Consider the following 2,924-nt stretch of genomic DNA (forward strand, 5'->3'; position numbering starts at 1 on the left):
CGTAAAGAAACTGAGGTGAATGATGTCCACCTCAGTTTTTTGTATGAATTATATTCATGTTATTGCGTATAAGGGGAATGGTAATAAATAGGRTGAGAAAAYCAAAAACTGAAAATTAAATCTTTTATTTYTTTTGTAATTAATATAAAATTCTATATATAGCATATAAATAAATTTAATACATAATGGTTCATGCGTAGAAATGTTAATAGAATGAAGCGAGGGAGCAAAATGAGACAGAAAAAGGAGAAACAGAAACAGTCGAAAAAGAAAAAGACTCATATTCCGTTTCGGTTAAATGTACTATTTTTTATCGTTTTTCTTTTATTTTCAGCTATTATTATTCAATTAGGTAAAGTACAAATCATTGACGGAGAAACGTATCGAAATGAAGTGAATAAAAAGGAAGATGTAACGGTGAGTACTCCAGTTCCGAGAGGGAAGATGTTTGACCGGGAAGGGAAAGTTATTGTAAATAATAAACCGTTACGAACTGTTACATATACGAAGATGAAAGGAGTGGACTCAAAAGAGGTTTTAATAGTGGCAAGAAATTTAGCRCAGCTAATTGAAATGCCGCAAGAAGATATGGACAAGTTAACAGAGACAGATAAAAAAGACTTTTGGATGCAGTTAAATGAAAAACGTGCAGCAACAAAAGTAACGAAAGAAGATGAGAGTAAATTTAGGAAACAGGAAATAGAAGGGAAAGACTTAGATAAGAAAGTAGAAGAGTTGAGACGAGAAAGAATTACACAAGAAGAATTAAACGAGCTTTCGAAAGAGGATATAGAAGTACTAGCAATTAAAAGCAAAATGAATGCGGGATATAAAATGACGCCACAAATCGTCAAAAAAGATGTAAGTCAAAATGAATATGCAGTAGTGAGTGAAAGATTATCGAGCTTGCCAGGCGTAGATACGACTGTGGATTGGGAGCGCGAATATCCAAATGACAAAATACTACGTTCTGTACTTGGTAGTGTTTCTACTGARAATGAGGGATTACCAAGGGAGCAATTAGACTATTATTTAGTGCGAGATTATAACCGAAATGATCGTATTGGTAAGAGTTACATCGAAAAACAATACGAAGATGTGTTACATGGAACGAAAGAACAGTCTAAAAATATTACGGATAAAGCTGGAAATATTATTCGGACTGAAAAAGTGACAAAAGGAAAAAGTGGAAATAATTTAATGYTAACAGTTGATATGGATTTRCAGAAAAARGTGGAGGAAAGTCTTGAAAGGAATTTAAGGGCATTTCATTCTTCTGAACCGATGATGGATCGTGCATTCGTCGTTATGATGAATCCAAAAAATGGTCAAATTCTATCATTAGCAGGAAAGAAAATTGTAAATAAAGATGGCGGGATGCAAATAGAAGACTACGCTTTAGGAACGATGATAAGTTCTTACGAGTTAGGATCAACGGTGAAAGGAGCTACGGTATTAGCGGGATATCAAACAGAAGCGATTAAGCCATATACGCATTTCTTTGATGCACCAATGTACTTTAAAGGAAGTTCGAAGCCGAAGAAATCGTGGAAAGACTTTGGAGATATTGATGATTTAAGAGCATTGCAAGTTTCATCCAATGTCTACATGTTTAATACGGCGTTAAAGATTGCGGGGATTGATTATGTACCAAACAATCCGTTAGATATTAGGCAAGAAACATTCAATAAAATGCGCTATTACTTTAGACAATTTGGTTTAGGTGTACCAACCGGTATTGACCTTCCAAATGAATCGATTGGTCAAATGGGTAGAACMGATAATATACCTGGTTTTTTACTTGACTACGCCATTGGRCAATATGATACATATACGCCGCTTCAGCTTGCGCAATATATGTCAACGATTGCAAATGGTGGTTACCGAATGAAACCACAAATTGTACAAGAAATTAGAGAGCAACCGAATAGACCAGAGGAAGTCGGGAAAGTTATGCAATCGATGGAACCAGTCGTGTTAAATCGAGTGGATATGGATTTTTCATATATAAATCATGTGAAAGAAGGGTTTAGAAGAGTTTTCCAAGAGGTAGATGGGACCGGTGCTGGAACTTTTAAAGGATTACCTTATAAACCGGCTGGGAAAACAGGGACAGCAGAAACAGTGTACGGTGGAGAAAGTGATATTGGAAGAGATGAAAACAACTATCGAAAAAAATGTTATAATTTAACTCTCGCCGGGTATGCGCCATATGATGCTGATCCGGAAGTTGCTTTTTCTGTTGTTGTGCCATGGGTWAWWAATGATAAATCAGGTATTAATTCTGMWATTGGWAAAGAKGTTTTRGATGCWTATTTTGATTTAAAAACGCAGAGATCGGGTGTAAGTCCAGTCCCAGTAACACAATAGCCGAGTAAGGCACAGTAAAAAATTCAAATTGTAGTATATCACTGCGCAAATGAACAGGTGCAGTGATATATTTTTGAGTTAAAAAGTGTTTTGATAAGGTGGGAATGGATATGAAAGAGGAGAATAAGAGAGGTTGGGGAAAGTACATACTATTTATATTTGTCCTAGTAGTAACGTACCAGTCTTTCACTTTATGTAAAGTGGAAGGAAAATCAATGCAGCCAACTTTACATGAAGAAGACTACGTATTTGTAAATAAAGCTGCGGTACATTTTTCTAGCTTACAGCACGGAGAAATCGTCATTATTAAGGAAGAGGATGAGTCGAAATATTATGTGAAACGTGTAATAGGGCTTCCTGGTGACGTAATTAACATAACGAATGGAACTGTATACGTAAATGACAAAAAGCAAGATGAACCTTATATAAATAAAGATTTATATAACAATACACAAGTGTTTTATAATTTTCAAAAGACAAAGATTCCGCCAAATAAGTTATTTGTAATGGGAGACAATCGTGAACAAAGTAAGGATAGTCGAAATGGTTTAGGA

General features: G+C 35.2%; 2 protein-coding genes. Both read left to right on the forward strand.

Features of this window, described 5'->3' with window-relative positions; translation table 11 throughout:
• Positions 1 to 213: 213 nt before the first annotated feature.
• Positions 214 to 2,370, forward strand: a complete 2,157-nt coding sequence (locus AC1DJR_RS24450) for a peptidoglycan D,D-transpeptidase FtsI family protein (RefSeq protein ID WP_477003709.1) — start codon at positions 214 to 216, stop codon at positions 2,368 to 2,370.
• A gap of 110 nt (positions 2,371 to 2,480) precedes the next feature.
• A partial coding sequence (lepB, locus tag AC1DJR_RS24455; protein WP_477003710.1) for a signal peptidase I occupies positions 2,481 to 2,924 on the forward strand: 444 nt, incomplete at its 3' end.

Source organism: Bacillus sp. 05T31 (assembly GCF_056396725.1).